At 38.8% G+C, this 21,425-nt stretch carries 26 protein-coding genes; 17 read left to right on the forward strand and 9 right to left on the reverse strand.

Features of this window, described 5'->3' with window-relative positions:
• Positions 1-114 precede the first annotated feature (114 nt).
• Positions 115-669 (reverse strand): phosphoribosyltransferase, encoded by a 555-nt coding sequence (locus tag B0B05_RS08265; RefSeq protein ID WP_076783190.1) that lies wholly within the window; start codon positions 667-669, stop codon positions 115-117.
• A 130-nt stretch (positions 670-799) separates the two neighbouring features.
• Between B0B05_RS08265 and B0B05_RS08270 the strand changes: the two genes are divergently transcribed.
• The 5 genes from B0B05_RS08270 to murI all read left to right on the forward strand — a co-directional run bounded on the left by B0B05_RS08270 (position 800) and on the right by murI (position 6,210).
• The gene (locus B0B05_RS08270) at positions 800-1,825 is read left to right on the forward strand and encodes a PASTA domain-containing protein (protein WP_076783191.1); all 1,026 of its coding nucleotides are present in this window, start codon (positions 800-802) and stop codon (positions 1,823-1,825) included.
• A gap of 52 nt (positions 1,826-1,877) precedes the next feature.
• On the forward strand, positions 1,878-2,945 hold the full coding sequence (locus B0B05_RS08275; protein WP_076783192.1) for an RluA family pseudouridine synthase: 1,068 nt from the start codon (positions 1,878-1,880) through the stop codon (positions 2,943-2,945).
• Positions 2,946-2,992: 47 nt separating this feature from the next.
• Positions 2,993-3,931 carry a PorP/SprF family type IX secretion system membrane protein gene (locus B0B05_RS08280; protein WP_076783193.1) on the forward strand — a complete coding sequence of 313 codons (939 nt, stop codon included), beginning with the start codon at positions 2,993-2,995 and terminating at the stop codon, positions 3,929-3,931.
• A 69-nt stretch (positions 3,932-4,000) separates the two neighbouring features.
• On the forward strand, positions 4,001-5,125 hold the full coding sequence (hemW, locus tag B0B05_RS08285) for a radical SAM family heme chaperone HemW (protein WP_076783194.1): 1,125 nt from the start codon (positions 4,001-4,003) through the stop codon (positions 5,123-5,125).
• A 254-nt stretch (positions 5,126-5,379) separates the two neighbouring features.
• Complete coding sequence (murI, locus tag B0B05_RS08290; protein ID WP_076783195.1) at positions 5,380-6,210, forward strand: glutamate racemase; 831 nt, start codon at positions 5,380-5,382, stop codon at positions 6,208-6,210.
• On the opposite strand, the gene B0B05_RS08295 is transcribed toward murI, so the two are convergent.
• A complete protein-coding gene (locus B0B05_RS08295) occupies positions 6,207-7,103 on the reverse strand; it encodes a LysR family transcriptional regulator (RefSeq protein WP_076783196.1) in 897 nt (298 codons plus the stop codon). The genes murI and B0B05_RS08295 overlap by 4 nt on opposite strands.
• A 91-nt stretch (positions 7,104-7,194) precedes the next feature.
• Here B0B05_RS08295 and B0B05_RS08300 point away from each other — a divergent pair, with 91 nt between their 5' ends.
• Both B0B05_RS08300 and B0B05_RS08305 read left to right on the forward strand, forming a co-directional pair.
• The gene (locus B0B05_RS08300; protein WP_076783197.1) at positions 7,195-7,833 is read left to right on the forward strand and encodes an NAD(P)H-dependent oxidoreductase; all 639 of its coding nucleotides are present in this window, start codon (positions 7,195-7,197) and stop codon (positions 7,831-7,833) included.
• Between the two features lie 121 nt (positions 7,834-7,954).
• A complete protein-coding gene (locus B0B05_RS08305; protein ID WP_076783198.1) occupies positions 7,955-8,242 on the forward strand; it encodes a putative quinol monooxygenase in 288 nt (95 codons plus the stop codon).
• A 34-nt stretch (positions 8,243-8,276) separates the two neighbouring features.
• On the opposite strand, the gene B0B05_RS17105 is transcribed toward B0B05_RS08305, so the two are convergent.
• From B0B05_RS17105 to B0B05_RS08325, 5 genes are all read right to left on the reverse strand, one after another.
• Positions 8,277-8,471, reverse strand: a complete 195-nt coding sequence (locus tag B0B05_RS17105; protein ID WP_317044124.1) for a hypothetical protein — start codon at positions 8,469-8,471, stop codon at positions 8,277-8,279.
• Positions 8,472-8,544: 73 nt separating this feature from the next.
• Complete coding sequence (locus B0B05_RS08310; RefSeq protein WP_317044125.1) at positions 8,545-9,852, reverse strand: ATP-binding cassette domain-containing protein; 1,308 nt, start codon at positions 9,850-9,852, stop codon at positions 8,545-8,547.
• A 139-nt stretch (positions 9,853-9,991) separates the two neighbouring features.
• Positions 9,992-10,441: a glucosaminidase domain-containing protein gene (locus B0B05_RS08315; protein WP_076783199.1), complete on the reverse strand. Its 450-nt coding sequence runs from the start codon at positions 10,439-10,441 to the stop codon at positions 9,992-9,994.
• 84 nt (positions 10,442-10,525) lie between these two features.
• A complete protein-coding gene (rsmD, locus tag B0B05_RS08320; RefSeq protein WP_076783200.1) occupies positions 10,526-11,092 on the reverse strand; it encodes a 16S rRNA (guanine(966)-N(2))-methyltransferase RsmD in 567 nt (188 codons plus the stop codon).
• Positions 11,093-11,261: 169 nt separating this feature from the next.
• Complete coding sequence (locus B0B05_RS08325; protein ID WP_076783201.1) at positions 11,262-11,978, reverse strand: DUF3822 family protein; 717 nt, start codon at positions 11,976-11,978, stop codon at positions 11,262-11,264.
• Between the two features lie 275 nt (positions 11,979-12,253).
• Here B0B05_RS08325 and B0B05_RS08330 point away from each other — a divergent pair, with 275 nt between their 5' ends.
• From B0B05_RS08330 to B0B05_RS08360, 7 genes are read left to right on the forward strand one after another with little or no spacing between them, the layout of a single operon-like run.
• The gene (locus tag B0B05_RS08330; protein ID WP_076783202.1) at positions 12,254-13,423 is read left to right on the forward strand and encodes a thioredoxin family protein; all 1,170 of its coding nucleotides are present in this window, start codon (positions 12,254-12,256) and stop codon (positions 13,421-13,423) included.
• Positions 13,424-13,425: 2 nt separating this feature from the next.
• Complete coding sequence (locus B0B05_RS08335) at positions 13,426-14,049, forward strand: DUF3575 domain-containing protein (RefSeq protein ID WP_084173909.1); 624 nt, start codon at positions 13,426-13,428, stop codon at positions 14,047-14,049.
• Positions 14,049-14,252 (forward strand): hypothetical protein, encoded by a 204-nt coding sequence (locus B0B05_RS08340; RefSeq protein ID WP_076783204.1) that lies wholly within the window; start codon positions 14,049-14,051, stop codon positions 14,250-14,252. The genes B0B05_RS08335 and B0B05_RS08340 overlap by 1 nt, the downstream gene beginning before the upstream one ends.
• A gap of 14 nt (positions 14,253-14,266) precedes the next feature.
• Positions 14,267-15,034 (forward strand): UDP-2,3-diacylglucosamine diphosphatase, encoded by a 768-nt coding sequence (locus B0B05_RS08345; protein ID WP_076783205.1) that lies wholly within the window; start codon positions 14,267-14,269, stop codon positions 15,032-15,034.
• Positions 15,035-15,056: 22 nt separating this feature from the next.
• Positions 15,057-16,061, forward strand: a complete 1,005-nt coding sequence (locus tag B0B05_RS08350) for a LuxE/PaaK family acyltransferase (RefSeq protein WP_076783206.1) — start codon at positions 15,057-15,059, stop codon at positions 16,059-16,061.
• Positions 16,062-16,078: 17 nt separating this feature from the next.
• Positions 16,079-16,672, forward strand: a complete 594-nt coding sequence (locus tag B0B05_RS08355; protein WP_076783207.1) for a DUF5715 family protein — start codon at positions 16,079-16,081, stop codon at positions 16,670-16,672.
• Between the two features lie 11 nt (positions 16,673-16,683).
• Positions 16,684-17,223 (forward strand): hypothetical protein, encoded by a 540-nt coding sequence (locus B0B05_RS08360; protein WP_076783208.1) that lies wholly within the window; start codon positions 16,684-16,686, stop codon positions 17,221-17,223.
• A gap of 108 nt (positions 17,224-17,331) precedes the next feature.
• On the opposite strand, the gene B0B05_RS08365 is transcribed toward B0B05_RS08360, so the two are convergent.
• Positions 17,332-18,990, reverse strand: a complete 1,659-nt coding sequence (locus B0B05_RS08365; RefSeq protein WP_084173910.1) for a tetratricopeptide repeat-containing sensor histidine kinase — start codon at positions 18,988-18,990, stop codon at positions 17,332-17,334.
• 73 nt (positions 18,991-19,063) lie between these two features.
• Between B0B05_RS08365 and B0B05_RS08370 the strand changes: the two genes are divergently transcribed.
• The 3 genes from B0B05_RS08370 to B0B05_RS08380 all read left to right on the forward strand — a co-directional run bounded on the left by B0B05_RS08370 (position 19,064) and on the right by B0B05_RS08380 (position 21,123).
• Positions 19,064-19,444 (forward strand): hypothetical protein, encoded by a 381-nt coding sequence (locus tag B0B05_RS08370; protein ID WP_076783209.1) that lies wholly within the window; start codon positions 19,064-19,066, stop codon positions 19,442-19,444.
• A gap of 282 nt (positions 19,445-19,726) precedes the next feature.
• Positions 19,727-20,527 carry a tetratricopeptide repeat protein gene (locus tag B0B05_RS08375; RefSeq protein ID WP_076783210.1) on the forward strand — a complete coding sequence of 267 codons (801 nt, stop codon included), beginning with the start codon at positions 19,727-19,729 and terminating at the stop codon, positions 20,525-20,527.
• Between the two features lie 14 nt (positions 20,528-20,541).
• Positions 20,542-21,123, forward strand: a complete 582-nt coding sequence (locus tag B0B05_RS08380) for a GLPGLI family protein (protein WP_076783211.1) — start codon at positions 20,542-20,544, stop codon at positions 21,121-21,123.
• Here B0B05_RS08380 and B0B05_RS08385 read toward each other — a convergent pair.
• On the reverse strand, positions 21,110-21,425 hold a 316-nt coding region (locus B0B05_RS08385), incomplete at its 5' end, for an IS1595 family transposase (RefSeq protein WP_143745974.1). The genes B0B05_RS08380 and B0B05_RS08385 overlap by 14 nt on opposite strands.

Raw genomic sequence — 21,425 nt, forward strand, 5'->3', positions numbered from 1 at the left:
ATTTCGCAATTGGCTTATTGCTTGTTGCGTTTAGGTTATAATTTATTTTTAGTTTAGTCTATTATGAGTCTGTAAAAAAGCTATTAGCCAATCGCTATTAGCCAATGACAACTGCTATTCGTTGATTTTGCCTTCTTCCAGTTGGTAAAGATCTTTTAGGTTACGCCCTAATTCATCATAATCAAGACCATAGCCCAAAACAAATTTATTAGGAATCTCTTTTCCTACATAATTAATCTTGAATTCTTTCTTATAGACATCAGGTTTCAGTAGAAGAGATGCAATTCTTAATGATTTTGGACGTTGCGTTTCTGTAAAATAGTGGCAAAGATTCTCTATAGTATTTCCGGTGTCCACAATATCCTCCAAAAGAACGATGTGGCGGTCTTTGATATCCTTCGTTAATTCCATTTCTTTAAAAACAATTCCCGTGGATTGAGTACCCACATAAGAACTCATTTTGATAAATCCGATTTCGCACTCGCCCGGATATTCTTTCATAAAATCAGAAAAAAACATGATAACACCGCTCAATACACCTATAAAAACGGGTACTTCATCTTTGTAATCTTCATAAACTTCCAAAGCTACGCGCCTTGTCATTTCCTGTATTTCTTCGTGTCTTAGATAAGGGACAAAGGTCTTGTCGTGAATTTTGATACGCTCCATATATAATTTGAAAGTACAAAAATAAGGTTTTTATAGCAATCTGCCGATTTTCTTTTTTTGCGGAAGGGAGAAATCGGTAATACAATTTAATTATCTATCTTTGCGTTACTATTTCTGAAAAAGGATAATTATGTTCAAATCGCTTTTCAACTGGAAAGTTTTACTCAATATTGTTTTAGCATTAGCGTTTTTTGCCGGCCTTGTCTGGCTGACTTTCCGCTGGCTGGAGTTCCATACAGATCACGGTGAAGAAATCCCTGTCCCTAATGTTATGAATATGACGGTGCACGAGGCTATCAAGGTATTGGATGACTCAGGTCTGGAATACGAAGTAGACAGTTTTAAGTATGACCCAAAATTCCGGCCTTTCCAAGTCTTAGCGGTGAATCCAAATCCTGGTGCCAATGTAAAAAGTGGCCGTGTGATTACGCTGAAAGTTAATCCCAGAACATGGGCAAAGGTTGCAATTCCTGATATCATAGACCGATACAAAGGCCTGGCCTTTAACCAACTGAATCTTGTAGGTCTGAAAGTGGGTGACACCATATACGAGCCAAGCATTCAGCGCGATGCCGTTCTCAGAATTTTATATAATGGCGTAAGTGTAAAACCGGGAGCTCAGATCCCGAGATTCTCTGCTGTAGACCTGGTTATCGGATCCGGGCCTCTCAGAAATTTAGCCATTCCTAATGTGGTCGGCAGAACTGTGCAGGAAGCCAAAAGAATTATTGCACGGGCTTTATTTGAAGTCGGAATTGTAGATCACGAAGATGGCGGAAGAGATGAATCTGATATTGTTTATTATCAGGACCCAGAGGTAGGTTCTCTAAGAGACCAAGGCATGCAGATTGACTTATGGGCCAGTAAAAAGACGCCGGCCGAACTGCAAAATAAAATCAGGCAGCTGGATGAGACTTACCGTCCAAAGATTGATACAACTCTGGCGCCTATACAATACAGAGAAGTTTCACCGCCCGAGCAAAAGCCTGCGCCGGTAACAACTCCGCCTGCTGCAGTGCCATCAACCACATCCGGTAAACCAAAATCTACAGCACCTGCAGGCAATGCCAGCCCAACGACGGCAAAGCAAAGCGCAACAGTACCAACTACAAAACCTGCAGAAAAGCCCAAGCCTAAAAAAGTAGTAATAGAATAAATTAAATAATAAAGGCTTCAACAATCAGTTGAAGCCTTTTTAAGATTATAATATGTTGGACGAAAACGAGGATTTTCTGGAAACGGCTTTAACTAACGAAGATATATCTGCTGAGGAAGAAAACAGCGGCCTCTACGAGCATCTTAATATTACAGTAGACAAAGGCCAGGAGCCTCTCAGAATAGATAAATTTTTGTTTATATACCGTCAGAATTCTTCCCGTAACAAAATATCACAAACCTGCAGAGCAGGCAATGTTACCGTAAATGGCAAACCTGTAAAACAAAATTACAGAGTGAAACCCGGCGATGAGATCAGCGTGCTTCTGGCGCATCCACCCAGAGAAAATGTCATCATCCCTCAGGATATCCCTATTAATATTGTGTACGAAGACGATGATGTTGTAGTTGTAGACAAAGATGCCGGAATGGTAGTTCACCCGGGATTTGGTAACTGGGACGGCACACTTGTCAACGCTCTGGCTTATCATTTCTCAAAAGATCCCAAATATAATTCTGACCTGGACAGGGTTGGCCTTGTTCACAGGATTGACAAGGATACATCAGGGCTTTTGGTCATTGCAAAGAACGAGTACGCTTTGAGCCATCTTGCCAAACAATTTTTTGACCGTAAAACCAAACGTCTCTACTGGGCTTTTGTCTGGGGCAATGTTCAGGATGACGAAGGAACAGTTACAGGCCATATCGGGAGACATCCCAAAAACAGAATGCAGATGTACACTTATGTTGACGGCAGCCATGGCAAACATGCGGTAACCCATTACAAAGTGCTGGAACGCTTTCGCTATATGACCTGGGTAGAGTGCAAACTGGAAACCGGAAGAACGCATCAGATCCGTGCGCATATGAAGCATATTGGTCACACACTTTTCAATGACGAGCGGTACGAGGGCAATATCATTATGAGAGGCGTTAACCTGCCAAAGTACAAACAGTTTGTGCAGAATGTTTTTGAAATCCTCCCAAGACATGCCTTACATGCCCACACATTAGGGTTTATTCATCCGGTGACAAAAAAAGAGATGTATTTTGAAAGCCCAATGCCAAAAGACATGCAGGAAGCAGCAGAACGTTGGCGAAAATATCTGGATAACAATTAGTTTTATATATTTGCGCTGTGAAGAAAATCGACGCTTTTTACAAAATAATGTTACTACTGGCTGTGCCACTTTTCACAAAGTCACAAGCGCAGGAAACCTTGCCTTTCTATCAGCAATATCTGGTTGATGGCGATTTTTTATTCAATCCGGCTTTGTTGGGTAAGACAGATGACGTGGTTGTTAACCTCAATTATCAAAAACAGTTTTCAAAATTAAGCGAATCGCCGAACGTGCAGTCTGTAGGCTTGCACGCCAATATATTTGACCGTGTAGGCGCCGGTGTTTCATTTTTCAGAGATCAGAATGGCCCTATATCTTCGAATGGCGTTACGCTTGGCGCATCCTATTTCATTCCGCTTTCTGATGAAGAAGACCGCCGGGACCAGTTCTCTTTTGGTGTGGGAACCAATCTGTACAATATGAATATCGATTACAGCCAGATCCATCCGGAACAGCAGGGAGATCCGCTTTTGGGAGAGAATACCAATTCAATTTTTATTGCCTATGCCAATTTGGGTACAGCAGTTAAGTACAGACATTTTTTTGCAGGATTATCCGTTATGGATATCCCTATAAGCAATACATTACCAATCGATAACGGCATAGAGCCTTCTCCTACCAAATTCTACCTAAATGCAGGTTACGACTGGCATTTTGCCGATGGTATTTTTCTCACACCATCGCTTATGATGAACCTGAATACCAATTCTTCCCGAATTATGGATTATAATGTGATGGCAACAGTATTTGGGGAAGAAGACCTTTTCTCTGCCGGCGTCAGCTTCAGAAGTGCCAAGTCCGCTGTTGGCAGTCAAAACCTTGGCTTATCACCAGTTATCAAAGGACGTGTAGGGCTATTCACTTTTGGTGCCGTTTATAACTTTGGCGTGTCAGAACTGACAGAAAATTTTGGTAACAGTTTTATGCTTTCTGTAGGATTTAATATTAATAATTTTATTAACAGCAGAGGTTTCCGCTACAGATAGACGATGCCTAATAATTGATAAAAGATTTTACGGTAGGTTTGTTTTTTTATCAATTATCGATTATCCATTATGATTTACCTTCACATCCCTTTTTGCAAGCAGAAGTGCAGCTATTGTAACTTCCATTTTTCAACATCGTTTTCTTTGAAAGATGACATGCTTTTGGCAATAAAAAAAGAGATCCAACTCAGGCATCAGGAACTGGAAAACAAAACGCTGAAATCACTCTATTTTGGAGGCGGCACACCTTCTGTTTTGAGCGTTGATGACATCCAATCTCTGATGGATGAGATCCAAAAATATTTCAGTTTTGATGAAAATATAGAGATTACACTGGAATCCAATCCCGATGACCTTAATAAAAATTTCGTTAAAGCATTATCCCAAACCGAAATTAACCGCTTATCCATCGGTACGCAAAGTTTTTTTGATGAAGACCTGAAACTGATGAATCGTGCTCACAACGCTTCTGAAGCAGAAAGCTCAATTAAAAGAGCACAGGATTCTGGGCTGGAAAACATCAGTATTGATTTGATTTATGGCTCACCAACATCTAATTTGGGAATTTGGAAAGAAAACCTCAACAAAACGATTGAACTGCAAGTTCCGCACGTGTCCTCTTACGCTTTGACCGTGGAACCAAAAACCGCTTTGGAAAAATGGATTGAGAAAGGTAAAGTCAATTCTCCGGAAGAAACAGAGCAAAATCAGGAGTTCTACTATATGACTGATTTTCTGAAAGATAACGGATTTGACCATTATGAAATCTCCAATTTTGGGAAATCCGGATTTCACTCAAAACATAACTCTGCCTACTGGAAATATGAGCCGTATCTGGGATTGGGGCCGTCTGCGCATTCGTATAACGGAAGCAATGAAAGAAGCTGGAATATCGCCAATAATCCAATCTATATCAAAAACCTGAACCAGAATATTCTCCCAAAAGAAACCGAAATTCTTTCTGAAAAAGACCGGTTTAATGAGATGATGATGATTGGTTTAAGGACAATCTGGGGTGTAGATTTAAATAAAATCAATCAGAATTTTTCTTCAGAAATAATCGATTATCTTAACAAAGAAATCAAACCAAAACTGCAATCCGGAATCCTGAAAATTGAAAATAATTTCCTCAAAATCCCTGAAAAACATTGGTTTTTAGCGGACGGGATTGCGAGTGATTTATTTCTGGTTTAGAAGAAATTTAGTGGCAGTTATTCAGAATGAAATTTTACGAAGTATTGTAAAATTGCTTAAGTTTTTTTGAGAAATTAATTATGATTATTCGCTGCACTTTGTTTTGTTCAGAATGTCAACAACATTAGAAATTTCCTTATTTTTGTAAAGCTTATTTTTTGCTGAGTTTTACGACCTTGCGGATTTAAAAAAATTGTAACAGGCAAAAAATTTTGCGGACTTTGCGTTGAAACTAATAGACAAAAGATTATCACTTGAAAAAGAAAAAAGCCGATTACTCGCATCTTACAGCCAATCAGCCAATCGGGATTTTTGACTCCGGCGTTGGTGGACTTACCGTAGCTAAAGAAATCAAACGCCTGCTGCCCAACGAAGACCTTATCTACTTTGGCGATACCAAGCATTTGCCTTATGGTGAAAAATCGCGCGAAGCTATCGTCGGTTACTCTGCAAAAATAACGAGTTTCCTATTGGAAAAGAACTGTAAAGCGATTGTAATTGCCTGCAACTCTGCAACAGCCAATGCCTTGCAGGAAGTCAAAGACCTTGTCGCAGGCAGTGTACCCGTGATAGATGTGATTAATCCTGTTGCAGAAAAAGTAGCCTACGAGATCCATAACAATGTGGGGGTAATTGCCACCAAAGCCACGGTGAATTCCGGGCTTTATAAAAAGTCAATACGCAAGCATAATAAGTTTATCAAAGTTGATGAACTGGCGACGCCACTTTTGGTTCCGGCCATCGAAGAAGGTTTTAAAAACCATCCGATCACCCACGCCATCATCTATAATTACCTCAGCAACAGCAAATTAAAAAACATCGAGACCTTAATTTTAGGTTGTACCCATTATCCGCTGCTGATTGACGAAATCAAACAGTATTACGGAAACAGAGTTCGTGTGATCGATTCGCCTAATATCGTTGCCAATCAACTGAAAATGATTCTGGACAAACATCATCTGCTGAACGAAGAGAACCACCAGCCCACTTTTCAATTCTACTTGTCTGACCTCACGAAAAATTTTGAGAAAATATCCAAAAAATTCTTCGGGAAAACAATAGATCTGGAACTGAAAGCTCTTTAGAAATTCTCATTTCTGAAAATGTTTTTGATATCATCAATCTCATTCTGGACCATATTCTTTGTGCGTTCACCAAAATAGAGCGTGTTTTCGATTTTGTTTTGGCCTTCCCACGCAACTTCTATCCCACCGTTTGCAATCTCTTTTTTGCACAGAAAATCCGGGATGATCGAGAATCCAGAGTTTCCGCTGAGGCAGCGGACAATTGAACATATATTCGGAACAATATAATTTGGTTTGAAGTCCGGATGACGGTTAAAATTAGCTTTCCAAAAATTATTCAGATGATCCATATCTGCCGCTGTGCTGTACCAGATTTGCTGCTTCAGCCAGGTTTCAGCTTCTTCAATTTTATTGGTTTTAATTAATTTTTTGAATTCGGAAGTGTCCGTGCCGGTTCCGTTGACAAGGACTATTTTTTCTTTAGAAAAAGCTTCGAAATTCAGTTTTTTAAGATTGGTTTTTCTTGGTGTGATAATCAGGTCAAGCAAGCCGTTATCCAAATCAGAAAACATCTGCTCATAAAGCCCAAAACGGATAATCACATTAAAATCAAAGCTCGGAATGTGCTTTTCCAAAGTGAACTGAAAGGTCTCAAAACACATCCCAATACTTACCGTTGCCCGCTCTGTTTTTGTAGTTTTATGGAACGTTTGCTCTGCAGTTTCAAGTTTAAGAAGCGGTTCCAGAGTGAAGTTATAAAGGATTTTTGCTTTCTCCGTCGGAATCAGTTTTTTAGAAATCCTCTCAAACAAAGAATAACCAACATAAGCTTCCAGTGAACTGATATGAAGACTGACGCCCGGTTGAGAAATGTATAATTCTTTTGCAGCCTTGGTGTAAGACTGCGTTTCATAGACACTTTTAAAAGTTCTGAGCCATTCCAGATTTATCATTTTACATCATAATTATAATGCAAATATATAATTTATATTATTTTTATAATCCATTTTTCTTTCGGAATTTTGCATTATAAATTTAAGATTAATGAAAAAAATATTCATCATCAACGGTGGGCAGACCTTTGCACATTCCGGCGGCACATTCAACAAAACCGTTACCAACTGGACGAAGGAAGTTCTAGAAAAAGAAAACTTTGAAGTCAGAATTACCAATATCAATGATGATTTTGACCCAATGCAGGAAGTAGAAAATTTTAAATGGGCAGATGCAGTCGTTTACCATTTTCCGATTTGGTGGTTTCAGGTTCCGAATCGGCTGAAGTTTTATATTGATGAAGTTTTCACGGCCGGCCACAACAATGGGATTTATAAAAATGACGGCCGATCCAGAGTGAACCCAGCCATTAATTACGGAACCGGCGGTCTGATGCACGGGAAAAAATATTTAGTCACAACCAGCTGGAATGCGCCGGAAACTGCTTTTACTTTGGAAGGTGAATTCTTTAATCAACATTCTGTAGATGATGGTGTTTTGTTTGGTTTTCACAGGATGAATGCCTTTACAGGAATGTCGCATTTGGGAAGTTTCCATTTCCACGATTTGGAAAAAGGCGCAACCCAAGAGCGGATCGATCATTATGAGATTGAATATAAAAATTACCTGAAAAAGGTTTTGGAAACTCAGGATCTGAAAGTGTTGAATTCTATCGACAAAAATAATTAATCGCAAAGGCACAAGTTTTTTATTCTTTAAAAATCTTATAAGTTGCAAAGTGAAATTTTGCGATCTTTATAAGTAATTTTTAGTTTAACTTTTGCGCCTTTGCATTAAAAAATATATCAAAATGTCAATCTATTTAACTGCAATTTTAAAATCAAAAAAAGAAAAAATCAAGGAACTTAAAACAATTCTTGATGATATGGTTCTTAATACGAGAAAAGAAAGCGCTTGCGAAAAATACGAATTACAGCAATGTCTTGATGACGAAACAGTATTCATCTTTCACGAGATATGGAAAAACCAAGAAGGTTTGAATGCCCACAATCAGCAACCTTACATCAAGAATTTTGCAGAAAAAGTGCCCGATTTATTAGAAAAACCTGCAGAAATTTATCTTGCAAAGTTAGTTTAAAGGAAACGCCTCGAAATGACTCCGAGGCGTTTTTTTATAATGAAATGGTTTTATTGATATTGATGTCTTCCAAAAACCGATTGTCGTGAGAAACAACTATCAAAGTTCCCGCGTAATCATTGATGGCAGATGTCAAAATCTCTATATTCTGGATGTCCAGATTATTGGTTGGTTCATCCAAGATTATCATATCCGGAGAAATATTCTGTATGGAAAGGCAACACAGCATTAGCTTCAGTTTTTCGCCACCGCTAAGGAATTCGTATTTTTTGTCCCAATCATTTTTATAGAAAAGAAACGTGCTAAAATGGTTTTAATCTCGTGTTCTTCGAGATTCCTGATATTGAATTTTTGTGCCTGTTCATAAACCGAAAGTTCATTTTTAATTCCTGGTCGATGTAAATTGTTTTCTTTTCAGATAAATAAATCTCTCCAAAAGTTGGATTAATCTCGCCTAAAATCAGTTTTATCAAAGTCGTTTTTCCAGAGCCGTTGCCACCTTTTATTGCAATCCTTTCACCGCTTATAATCTGAAAATCAAGATTATTTTTCCAAAGATTTTCCTGATTATAATTAAAATTGATTTGTTCCGCTTTGACCAGAATTTTCCCTTTGTGCAGTTGAGAATTATCAAAATTGATTTTCATCTTATCAACGCCCGAAAGATTATCTTTCAAGGTATGAAGATTTTCTCTGATGCTGTCAATTTTTCCCGAATGAACAGATTTCAGTTTTGAGGTGCTGTTTTCTGCTTTGTTGCGGAGCGTGTTCATCATAATGCGGGAAACGCCCGATTTTTCCTGCTTTCCCTTTCCCCGGGCATCTAATTTATTTTGCCTTTCAATCGTTTCCCGTTCTTTCTCTTTAGCTTTTTTCAGTTCTTTCTCGCGGTTTTCGATATTCTGTTCAAGCGCATTTTGTTCTATTTTTTTATGTTCAGAATAGAAATCATAATTACCACCATAAACCGAAATTCCGTTTTTATTAAGCTCGCAGGTTTTATCCAGGAGATTGAGCAAAACTCTGTCGTGGCTCACAATGAGCAGGCTTTTAAAAGTTGAATTGATGAAATCATAAAGCAAATTCCTGCTTGTTAAATCCAGATGATTCGTCGGTTCATCCATTAGAATCAAATCCGGCTGATGAATCATCATCCCGGCGAGAAATAATTTAGTTTTTTGTCCGCCACTCAGGTTTTCCAGTTTCTGATTTAAATGAAAATCGGGAATATTCCAATAAGTGAAAGCTTCTTTGATTCTGTCCTCGATGCTCCAGTCGTCATTCAGGACTTCCATATTTTCCTCGTTTACGGAACCATTTAGAATTTCCTTTAGGGCATTCAGTTTTTTATCGATTCCTAAAGCTTCTGCAATACTGTAATTATTGAACTGACCGAAGATTTGAGGAATATAGTAAACGTTGGAATCTGATTTTATAAAACCTGTTTTAGGCTGTAATTCGCCGGCAATTATTTTAAGCAAAGTCGATTTGCCGGAACCGTTGTTTCCGATCAAAGCGATTTTTTCCTGAGAATTAAGTGTAAGATTGATGTCCGAAAACAGGACATCTCTATTAGGATGCTGATAGGATATATCCTGTAAGATTAACATAATTTCTTTTTTAAGATGGAACAATAGCAGACAAGGCTGTCCGCAGAAAATTGTCTGAAAAGAAATTATATTTTACATTTTAATCTTTAGAATTTAGTACTGAAAAGTTAGAAATTGTTTTTAAGCTGAAAATATCTTGCTACAAACCAAACCTGTTAATCACCTGATTGATTTTCTTTTTCCACTCTTCCGGTTTTGTAGAATATCCCGCAGATGCAATGGCAGAAACCCATTCGGTGTGATTGAAGTTACCTTTAAGCTTCATATAATATTTTTTTCGGGTAATCATCTGGCAAAACGAGCGAAAAGACTCTTTGGCGTCAGAAAAGCTCTTGAACCGGGAACTGTTAACGGTATTTTTACCCACCATCCCAAAGTGATTATTAAGAACCTGGCTGGTCTTGCTGTTACCGCCGCCCGTCTCCACATAAGCAATAGAAAGTATGACTGCGGTAGGGATCCCAAATTCCTGAGAAAGTTCTGATGCAAGCGTTTTATACTGATTGATATAAGAACTCTGTGCGGATGTTTTTACAGAAAATAATAACACCACTACAATACTCAAAAACTTGATTTTAAGACCCTTCATACACGTTGGATTGGTTAATTACTTTTCAAAAGTATAATCCATATGGCTGAATTCCAAATTTTTAAGAAATTTTAACGTCTGCGATTACTCCGGTTGCTGTAGATTTTCGAAGAAGGAAAAGCTCACATTACCGTATTTTCGGGTATCTTTGAGTGTCTGATGCGGGAATTTCTGCTTACTCTGGTGTTCCACAATCAAAACGCCGTTTGGTTTCAGCAATCCGTTATTCAGAACCAGGTCAATCAGTTCATTATACTTACTTTCATCTGTTTCAAAAGGAGCATCAGCAAAGATGATATCATATTTTTTCTCATGATTCCTCTTTCTTTTCAGCCAGTCAAAGACATCAGCCCGCTGAACATTGACCTGAAGCCCCATATCTAATTCCTGAGCAGTAGAATTGATAAATCCTGCGTGTTTTGGGTTGAGCTCTACAGCCGTAATATCTTTGCAATCTCTGGATGCAAACTCCAAAGTGATAGATCCGATCCCCGCAAACAGATCCAAGACAGAGCAAAACTCCAGATCGTATTTGTTTTCTACGATGCTAAACAAAGCTTCTTTTGCAAAGTCTGTTGTTGGTCTTACATCAAAGTTCTTGGGTGCCGCAATTTTCTTGGCCTTCCATTTTCCGGATATGATTCTATACATTATTTTATTGTTGAAAAAATTCAAATACTTTGATGAACTACAAAAGTCACAAAAGCTTTTTTTAAATTTTAAGTTTTGAAAATATTCAAAAAGTAAAACTTATTATTTTTTGAACTTTCGGGTTTTTATTTTTTTTGAATATTCTTTTGTGCCTTTTGTGGTTGGAAAATTAAGCAAGCACAAAATTCTTCTTATGCAAATTATCGAAAACGATTTTCAGGTTAGGGACAAACTTTTGCATCTCCGAGATAAAAGTCTCATTCTCTGTCGTCTCTCCGTAAATATAAAAATAAGTCTCGGTAATCCCAAAATCTATTTTACTTAGCGTAAACATGATAAAATAAAGAAAATCTACTTCCGAAGCCGCATCCAGGTTGTTGTAAAGGATCACTTTTTTGTTTTCTATGGCAAAAAACTCAGCCTGCTGATGATAGAGATTAACATGAACCTCCTTTTTGTTTTTAACAACCAGCGAGTTCAGAAATCTTTCACCGGAAAAATTGAAATGCACCGGCACATCCAGTGCTTTTATCTTCTGGTAATACACCTTCGGGAAACTGTAATAAAACTGAATCCCAAATTTTTTATTAACCGACAGCATCAGTTCCTCTTCATCTTTCTGTATATCCGCATTATAAGCAATCAGATTATAGCCCAGGTCATGCCGCTCAAAACCCTGTTCTACAATAGAAAAATGATTAATTGCAGAGATTACAAAAATGTCAGAAAATTTCTCAGAAGCCAAAACCTCTGTCAGTTTTTCCTCTACCAGGTTATCTGGTGTCTCTTCACCTTTCAAAAAGATTTTCTCTTCCAGCACTTTTCTGGATTTCGAAATCTGCCACTGCAAACCATCTTTTGTAAAAAGCAAGGCTAGTTTCCTCATATTTTAATTTCAATAATATTATTTGGGCAGCTTGATCCGCCTTCCGCTCCCGCTTTTTTCTTTTTTCACAAAAAAGAAAAAGAGCTCCGCTCAAGTCGGGCTGCAGTTTCCAGTTCTTAAGAACCTTCAGCATAAACTTCAATCCTTCTCATTTTTGCCCAGAAGTCTAATTCTGAGATTTGCAAAGTTAAAAAATTAAAACTTTCAATTCCATATTCTGTCAATTCTTATATAATGGCTATCTTCGCAAGATAATTTGATTTTCAGAAAAAACAATGAGGAAAGCATCATTTTTCTTTTTATTAATACTATCTCAGCTGGCTTTTTCGCAGCAAAGCATCCAATTTGAAAACAGCGACTTTGCCACCATTCTCAGCAAAGCCAAACAGGAAAAAAAACTGATATTCCTGGATGCTTACGCCTCATGGTGCGGCCCTTGCAAACTAATGGAGCGCAATGTTTTCACCGACAAAACTGTGGCTGATTACTACAACAAAAACTTCATCAATGCCCATTTTGACATGGAAAAAGGCGAAGGCCGGGAGCTGGCAGCCAAATATGGTATCAGGAGTTACCCGACCCTGCTTTTTCTTAATCAGGACGGTGACATTGTAGGCAAAGAACTGGGCTATATCCAGACAGCAGAGTTTTTGGAACTCGGGAAGAAAAATAACAACCCACAACTGGTGAATACCAATCTGAAAGAAGAATTTATCAAAGGTAAACTGGATCAGCCCACGCTTCTGCAGTTTATTGAGCTGTATGGTTCCAAAGATCCTGTATTAGCCAAACAAGCTTCGGAGAAGTATTTTGAAAATAAAAAAGACCATGTATTTTCCCCAGAAGAGGTCAATACGCTTCTCAACTTTACACAATCAACAGAAGACAAAAACTATAAGGTTTTTAAAAATAACAAAGCAGGTATTACAGCACTGCTGCCGGAAGAAAAATATACCCAGTTTGACCACTACCTACAGCTGGTTCAGCTTGTAAAATCTGCCACCGATGATAAAACAGGAACGATTGATGATGGCAAAATTTTACGGGAAGGCGCAGGACTGCTCCCAAAAGACGATCTTATCAAAAGCCTTAATATCTATAAACTGAATTATTATGCAGCGCATCAAAACTATGCAGCTTACGAAAAAACAGCCCTGGAATATTATAAAAACCCAGATGAATTTAATAATTCAGAATTACTGACAGCTGCAAGCATTTTTAATGATGGCGTTAAAAACCCCTCTTCGCTGCAGACCGCAGCCCGCTGGGCAGAAAAAGCCGTGATGGCAGGAGAAAATTATACCTCTACAAGCATACTGGCATCCTTATATGATAAATTAGGCAAAAAAGAAGAAGCCAAGATGTTTGCCGGTGCAGCCGCTAATTTTGCCCGAGAAGAAAACAGAGATGCCGGTAAAATGATAGAAATAATGAACAAGAAGTAATAATGAAGCGACTTTTTTTACTGGGCTTTAGCAGCATCGCAGCAAGCCTTTTTGCACAGAAGAATGATACTTATATCAAGGCCAATGCTTTGTTTTTACCTATAGGGATGATCAACGTGGCTGTAGAACACAGTTTTACCGACCATATTACGGGACAGGCTGAATTATTTGTCTCCCCATGGAAATCATTTGCCGGACATAATGCTTTGCTCGGCATTGCTTCTGCAGAAGGCCGTTATTACTTCGATGAAGCCTTTAAGCACTGGTATGTAGGTGCCAGCCTGGGTTTTTCAGTTTTCAACCTCCATAAATGGAACTACTGGAACGATAATATTTATGTTCACAAAGATGGAACGGTTACACCCTATATCTCGTCCAATCTGTATGAGAAAGGCTATTCTTTTATTCTTGGCGGTGTAGGCGGTTATCAGTTTCAGGTCAATGACAGATGGAATATTGATGTATACCTTGGGGTTGGTACGGTTCAAAGTTTTTATAAAGGCTACGATAAAATCAGTGGTGACCGCTACGATACCGAAGGCGACTCTATGGGACGGGAATTAAACAGAAGCGGCGAATTTTTACCCTTTAAAGGGGGTGTCATGATCTCATACAAATTAAACTGATGAATTTTAAAAACCCGAAATATATACTGTTTGGCATCATTACGTTTATCATCATATTCCTGATGAATTATGTAGGAAATGATGCTCCGGATAAACTTTACAGAGCGCTGTTAACCGCTGCTGTATCGGCTGTCGCATTTATTATTGGTTTGTGGATCTACGACCGCCGTGACAAAAACGACGAACGCAATAACTTTGACTAAACGACAGATTACAAATGACTAAAGTAAACCTTGACCCCGGCAAGAAAGTGTACTTTGCATCTGATCAGCACTTTGGAATCCCCAATGCCACAGAAAGCAGAAAGCGTGAAGACCGCTTTATCCGCTGGATGGATGAGATCAAAGCAGATGCGCAGATTATCTTTCTCATGGGCGACCTTTTTGACTTCTGGCATGAGTGGAAGTATGTGGTCCCAAAAGGCTACATAAGGGTACTGGGGAAAATAGCAGAGCTGAAAGATGCGGGGATTGAGATCTACTTTTTTGTTGGCAACCACGATCTGTGGATGAAGAATTACTTCCAGGAAGAATTGGGTATACCCGTTTTTTTTGAAAAACAATATTTTGAAATCAACAACAGGCAGTTTCTGCTGGCTCACGGCGATGGCCTGGGACCTGGTGACAAAGGTTACAAAAGGATGAAAAAAGTCTTTACCAATCCGCTTGCACAATGGGCCTTCCGATGGCTGCACCCGGATATTGCCATGCGCATTGCCAATTATATGTCGCAGAAAAACAAAATGATCTCCGGTGATGAAGATAAACAGTTCCTGGGTGAGGACAAAGAGTTCCTGATCCTTTACTCCAAAGAGAAACTGAAAACGGAGAAGATCAATTACTTTGTATACGGACACCGCCATCTGCCTATGGTTCTGGATCTCTCACCAGACTCCAAATATGTGAACCTGGGCGACTGGATATCGTATTTTACTTACGGTGTTTTTGACGGCAACAGTTTTGCCCTTAAGACATACGGAGCATGAAGATGTAAAATGATTAATAAAAATGAAGACATCAATTTTTGATATAAAAACCGAAAATGATTTCCAAGAGGCTTGTCTGGAGACCTTTAACTACCAGTATAGCCATATTGATATTTACAGGCAGTTTGTCGATTACCTGCATATCCGTCCTGATGATGTCAGGCGAAGCACAGACATCCCTTTTTTACCCATTGAGATGTTCAAAAACCATCTGGTATTGGATAATAAGCATACCGCCGGATCCTATTTCCAGAGTTCGGGCACCACACAAATGACGCGTTCCAAACATTATATCGCCGATTTTGATCTGTATGAAGCCAGTATCTATGCCAGTTTCAGTCAGTTTATCGGTAAACCGGAAGATTATATATTCCTGGGGCTTTTACCCAATTATTCAGAAAATCCGCATTCGTCATTAATTTATATGGTTGATTACCTGATGACGAAATCCGGAAAAGCAGAGAACGGCTATTTTCTCTATAATCATCAGGAACTCTCCGAATTACTAAACAAGCTCAGCAACAAAAAAGTGATCCTGTTTGGCGTGTCCTTCGCGTTGCTTGATTTTTTGGATTACTGCGACAAGCATTCTCAGGCGATAGCGCCATCCGACCAACTTATTGTCATCGAAACCGGCGGCATGAAAGGGCGTAAGGCAGAAATGACCAAAGACGAACTTCTTACAATCCTCCAAAAAGGCTTTTCGACAGACAAAATCTATTCAGAATACTCTATGACTGAACTGCTGTCGCAGGCTTATTCTTTAGGCCAAAATATCTACAACCCGCCTAACTGGATGCAGGTTTTGATCCGGAATACAGAGGACCCCTTCTCTTATATGGACGCGGGCAAAACCGGCGCTATTAATATTATAGACCTTGCCAACCTTCATTCCTGCGCCTTTATTGCCACGCAGGACCTGGGCCGTTGCTACCCTGCCACTAATGGCGCGCTCCACCAGTGCTTTCAGGTTCTTGGAAGGATTGACCATTCCGACATCAGGGGTTGCAGCCTATTGGTATCATAAATAGATTAAAAAGTACAATGAGATTTTTTGTATTGATATTATTATTCAGTTTTTCATTTTTAAAATCACAGAAATGCTACGACCTAAAGACCGTACTGAAGGTAGAAGCCAGCCCTCTTTATAAGCCCCACCTGTTGGCATCACAAAGCTTTGGCATTGCTATCCTGGAAAACGGAAGATCTATGGACAAGTACCTCGCCAGCGGCCAACTGCAACGTATCAAGAAAAAATCCAGAGGTTACCGCCTGCAAATCCTGGAACACAGCCGCCCTTACCTTGTAAAAAAAGCCAAAACACTTCTGGAGGCTATGGGCAGCCGGTTTGCGACGCGTACCAAAAGTTTTTTTGTCGTTTCTTCTGTTACCAGGACCCTGGAGGACCAGTGCAGGCTGCGCAAAGTCAACAGGAATGCCTCACTGGGAATCAGTTCCCATAATTATGGCGCCGCGTTTGACATCTCCTATGTCCGGTTTGACAACAATCTAAAAATCAATACCGGGCTGGAAAAAGAGCTGGAGAAAGTATTGGAACATTATAAGAATCTGGGCCGGATTTTTTACATCAAAGAAAAACATCAGAGCTGTTACCATATTACTGTCCGTAATTATTAACCAGAAAAAGCATGCTGAAAATAGAGGAACTGGTACATGCCTATATCAATACCCACTGCGATTTTGAAAAAGAATTGGTGCTGACCAATTATTTCCATTCCGATTGGGAAGCAGATATACTGTTAATCGGCCAGGATGGCCAGAGCCATGAGATTGAAATCAAGTTATCCAAATCCGATTTCAGGAATGACTTTAAAAAATTTTATACCAACCAAAAGACCAGAGAACAGTTTCTGAAGCATGATAAAATAAGCTGCGGCGATTACATTTGCAACCAGTTCAGTTTCTTAATCCCTATGGGTATGGTAGATCACGATGAGATCCCCGACCACTGTGGCATTATTGAATTTTACCATGATGAAGACCATTGGGAAACCACCTTTGACTGTATTCGGCCGCCAAGAATCATCCACCAGGACGCCTACTGGAAGTTCTGTGACAAAGACCAGTTTTTCCGCACCCTGGCAAGAAACCTGCTTATCAAAAAATTTGAGCTCAAAGGGAAAAAGGAGGAACTGATCTTTAAAAATCCAATGGATTATAAAAAGTAATTTGGTTTAAGTCCTGATCAATTAATCATTTGTAATCCAGGAGCTGAACAACATCCAGGAACTAAACCAAGTTTTTAGGTATCTGAATGGATCTGAGCATTGAGGTTATCAAACCGGGAAAGACATATTGATTTTCAAGAGATTATTGGTGCCTGTATCAAAAATAATGGTGCCCCTGATGGTATCTATCCTGTTTTTTACATTGCGCAAACCACTTTTGGGAGACAGCGTACCAATACCGATGCCGTTATCTGTGTAAGAGATATTGATGATGCCATTATCCCTGGCGAATTTTATCGAAACAATACCCGCCTGGCTGTGTTTTTTCATATTAGTCATCAGCTCCCGCAGTATCAGGTAAACTTCTGTCCTGGCCCTGAAATTAAGCCCTTCCCAAAGCTTATCATTATTGCCGTTGAAAATCATTTTTACAGAATCTGAGGCGTAAGACACCAGCATTGTATAAAGCTGTTCCGCGTAATTCTGATTTTCATTGATATCTTTATTATCATAGGAAATATCCCGCGATGTCTCGTAGGCATTTTCCAAACCAAACAACAGCGCGTCCCGGTCTATGTCTTTCTTATTTTCTACCTGCGACATCAGCTGATAGATCTTATTGGCTACCCTGTCATGAACTTTTTTTGAATAGATCAGCTCTGTATTTTTAACTTCCAGAAGTTTTTCCTGCTGCAACTGTTTCTGCCTTCTTCTAAACCAAAGTACCAGAGCCACCAGTACCAACAGTATGGCGCCTATCAGCAAGTACTGTTTTACAATATGGTTTTGCCGCTGTATGCTTTCGGCTTTAGTTTTCAGAAAGTCAGCCTTATTTTTTTCGGTTTCATACCGGATTAGCGCAAACTGGTTTTTAGCTTCATTCCTTGCTGTCTGGAGGCTATCGTTGAGCTGTTGATACACTTTGAAATAGTGCCTGGAATTCTGCAGGTTTTCCAAAGCAATCAGTTTTTGCAAAGCTTCAATCTGATCATCCGGGCTTTGGATATCTTTTGAAACCCGGTACATTTTTTTGGCATAGATAAGCGCTGAATCGGGCCTTGTTTTGGCATAATAATTCACGAGATGCGCGTAGCTGGAATTAAGCCCCCAATTGTCCTTTTCTCTTAATCGGATGTGCAAAGCCTGTTGCAGCCGGGGCACAGGATTATAGTTGGGGTTTTGGAGCCATTTTGTGACCGTAAGATTTGTGAGCGTCCTGGCGTATTCTACATTGTTTTTACGAGTCTCCTTTAGAATAGTATTGTAGAGTTTTAATGCCTTATCATATTCTTTCAGTTCCCGATAGGTGTTGGCTTTGTTATTGAGCGTTATTTGTCTGCTGAGAGAATCCTGAACCAGTGCCAAAGCCTTATCAAAAAACAACAGTGCTTTTTTATAATTTTTCAGGTTGTAATTCGATAGACCCAGGTTGTTATAATTTGCGATAATATATTGCTGATGGGCCGCATTTTTTTCATCGAAGAAGCTGATGGCAGACAAACCTGTCTCCTGGCTACCAAAGTTATCCCCTATTTTTTCCTGCACGATTGCCATATTGGTAAGGCATTTTGCCGCATCAAAACTGTCTTTGTGCCTGATGAAAACATCCTTTGCAAGATTGAAATTGATAAAAGCCTCCTTATACTCATCCCGTCCCAGGCACTCAAAAGCCCTGTCATAATATGAATTGGGGATCTCTATATCCGTTTGTTTTTTTGAACAAGAAGAAAACAGAACCAGTAAGCTTAAAAGGACAAACTCTTTCAAATTAGTTTTTCTTCGAATTTAAAAAAAATAGGCGAAAGATACCTTTCGCCTGAAGCAATTAATTACTTTTTAATTGGGATATGCCCATTATCCCCACCCGTATCCTGATCAGAAACAAAAAGACGCACGTTCCAGCATTGCAGAACAATACGTCCAAAATCAACCAGACTTGCAGGAATATTATATACATTGGAATGGTGAACGATTTATACCTACCGAGGCGCACCTGTTGGTCCAGTTTAAAGTTATCCCAATCCATAACGGGCAGCTCAAGTATTTTCAAAAAATCACCAGGCCTGACACCATTACAGAGGCCTCGCTGCATAAAGTATGGTACTCCAAATCCAATAATCAGGTGGAGTTTTTTACAGCAGACGGTGAAAACCCTGAAGATAACCAATTGCTGAGACAACTAAGTATCCACATGTATAACCAATACATCAAGAATTATTAACCTCCGGCATTTGGTTCCTATAACTCCTTGAATGGCGACCATTCTGTGAAAAAAATGGCACCGCCTTCCCAACGGATTGACAAAAAATCCGTCATTTTAACAACTATAAATAACAAAAAGTAATGACCTTAAGAGAACAAAGCATAAAGGTCAAAAAGTATTCGTATTTTAGTTAGCTGAACAAAGTATTGGAATGAGTGGCCTAAAAACGACAGGAAGTGTTCAGCCACCCAGTTTGTACCAGATCCTTTGTCCATCAGTTTATGATCATTTTTGTATCTAATGAAGAAAATATATGTTTTATTTGTTTTGAGTTTATTTTGCCTGTCTTTTGCCCAGACTGCCCAGCAAGATTCTCTGGTTGAAAAATACACCAAAAAATGCGCTTACCACTTTCATTACCTGGCGCAAGGTTGGGAAGACTGCATCACTGAAGGACTAAAAGAGGACTCTACAATTGCCGTTTTTTGGCATCACAAAGCTTTGCCCTTATGGAAAATGAGAAAATACGAATTAGCTTTGAAAAGCTATGATAAAGCTGTCCAATACAACAGAAGCGAATATTTGGGACGAAGGGGTTTTCTTCAATGTATTTTTTCTAAAAATTATTCAGATGCCCTAAAAGATTTAAACGCTGCCACTGATGAATCCGGAGACGGGATACAAAATGACCACTCCTACGATTTTTATAAATCATTGTGTTACCTCCAACTCAACGGTTATGATAAGGCTCTCTACTTTATGCAGCTGGAAATTGACAAGACAAAAAAACAGGCTGGCGAAGAACTTGTTTCGCCGCTTTGCTATTTTTACAAGGGGATTATTTTTTATGAAAAAAGGGATTATAAGAGCGCAGCAAGCGAGCTGAACAAAGCCCTGCAACTTCAGCCCCATTTCTCAGATGCTGAGTATTACATCGCTCTGAATCACTACAAAATTGATCATGATTATTCAAAATATACAGCCAGTGCCCGATTAGCAAAAAAACATTTTGATGAAGGTTATACCTTTAACGAAGGCGATTCTCCTTATGAAAAATATCCCTATCAGGTCAATTGGTATATGATTAACCTTGACCATTAAACTTTCCATCCAGAATGAGATTATCTACCTGTTTTCTACTGCTGATTTCTTCATTTTTGTTTTCACAAAAATTATCTGTGACCTATTCCACAATTAGTCAAACAGAATTAGGCTTACAACATTATAAACCGCAAATAATGGTTTTGGATTTTGTAGATAATCAATCTATTTTCAGAGAACTGATTGACAAAAACGGTGATTCCTTAAAAATGAATAACGGACACTCCCTCAACAGCAATGGATTTGAAAATCAATATTATATAAAAAAAGATCTGTTAAATAATAAGGCAGAAAAAATCATTACGAATGGTGAAATGAATTTTTCACTTTTGATCGATGAAAAACTGAATTGGAATATTTTGCCAGAAAAAAAGAAAACTACGATTTATAATGTTCAAAAAGCGACTGTCAATTATGGTGGAAGAGATTGGACTGCCTGGTTTACGCCTGACATCCCTATCAGTGACGGCCCTTATATTTTTTGTGGGCTGCCAGGTTTAATTTTAACTCTCGAAGATGATAAATCTCAATACAGTTTTAATGTGGTTGAAATTAAAAAGAATTATGTATATCCGTTTTTAATCATACTGCTGTAATATTAGCAATAATGAGCCTTTCGAATAGTTTGTCTCCGAAATATCTTCGATTTAGTTTGTAAATAAATTCGTTGAGATACAATTGAAGATATTTTCTTTTGATTTTATGATAATTTCCCAATAGATTTCTTTTAGCATTGCTGATGGTGATGTGAACCCATTTTAAGGTTTCGTTGGTAGTTTCTTTATCAGATTTTTCGGTGATATGAAGTTCAACAAAATCTGAAATATCAACGTATGATGTGCTTTTATCCGTGAAAACAATGCTTTGATTATCAATCGATTCTTTTATGGTTTCATTA

The sequence above is a fragment of the Epilithonimonas bovis DSM 19482 genome, from assembly GCF_900108115.1.
GTDB classification, from domain to species: domain Bacteria; phylum Bacteroidota; class Bacteroidia; order Flavobacteriales; family Weeksellaceae; genus Epilithonimonas; species Epilithonimonas bovis.